Origin of the sequence: Nocardia carnea NBRC 14403 (genome assembly GCF_000308515.1) — a bacterium.
Lineage (GTDB): Bacteria > Actinomycetota > Actinomycetes > Mycobacteriales > Mycobacteriaceae > Nocardia > Nocardia carnea.
The window spans coordinates 1-1,196 of record NZ_BAFV01000089.1; the positions used below are offsets into that span (position 1 = coordinate 1).

A 1,196-nucleotide genomic window follows, 5' to 3' on the forward strand; every position below is an offset into this window, starting at 1 on the left:
CAGCAGGAGGCTCACCTTCAGCGGGCGGCTCGCCCTCCGCGGGCGGCTCGCCCTCAGCAGGAGGCTCACCCTCAGCAGGAGGCTCACCGGTCGGCGGCGGGCCCGCATTGGGAGCCGGCGTGGATTGCGGCGGCTTGGGCTCGTCCTTGTCGGACTCGCTGTCGTCTTCGTCGCCCTTCTCGGCATCATCACCACCCAGGCCGGACATCATGCTTGCCATCGCGAACTGCGTCAACATGTCCCCGATACCGCCGCCGGGCGTCGGTGTCGGAGAGGGGTTGGGAGTGGGCGTCGGACTCGGGCTCGGCTCGGGGCTCGGGCCGGGGCTGGGGTCGGAATCACGCCCACCGTCGGAGTCGTCCGATTTACCAGTGCCGGAACCGAGTTCCTCCGCCGAGAGCTCACCCGACCCGAGACCATCGGGTCCGAACAAGCCCGCTTCGGGACCACCCGAACCATCACCCGAACCTCCCAGATCGAGGTCATCCACCCCGAGATCTCCCAAGTCGAGGTCACCGGATCCGGGTTGCTCCGTGCCGGGTTGTTCCGTGCCAGGCTGCTCGAAACTGGGATCTCCCGTTCCGGGATCGTTCGGTCCACCGAAATGGGGATCATCCTCGCCCTCGTTGTTCTCCTCGTCGGAGCCGCCCTCCTCTATCGGTTTTTCCTCTTCTTCCCCAACAAGAGGCGGCGTGGGATTCGGTACTTGTGGCTCTTCGGGTACCTCGGGTTTCTCATCCCCAGACGTGGCCTCACTGATTGCCCAGATACCAGCACCGACCGCAGCAACGCCGGCCACGGCCATGCCTACCTTCTTCTTATCCGAACCACTACCGTTATCCGATCCATCGCCGGAATCGTTCCTGGAACCATTCGCCTGGTCGGGATCGTTGTTGTCAGGCTCGTTCCGATCGGGACCGTTGTTGTCAGGCCCGTTCCGATCGGGATCGTTGTTGTCAGGCCCGTTCCGATCGGGACCGTTGTTGTCAGGCCCGTTCCGATCGGGACCGTTGTTGTCAGGCCCGTTCCGATCGGGACCGTTGTTGTCAGGCCCGTTCTGGGCAGGCGTGGGCCGAGCAGGCGCAGGCGCAGCAGGCGCAGGCGCAGGCGCGGGCGCGGGCGCAGCAGGCGCAGGCGCAGGCGCAGCAGGCGCAGCAGGCGCAGGCGCAGCAGGCGCAGCAGGCGCAGGCGCAGCA

General features: G+C 66.6%; 2 pseudogenes. Both read right to left on the reverse strand.

Going from position 1 to position 1,196, the window contains the following annotated elements:
• Positions 1-805, reverse strand: a pseudogene (locus ON22_RS36915) (hypothetical protein); the annotation flags it as partial.
• Between the two features lie 2 nt (positions 806-807).
• Positions 808-1,196, reverse strand: a pseudogene (locus ON22_RS37475) (hypothetical protein); the annotation flags it as partial.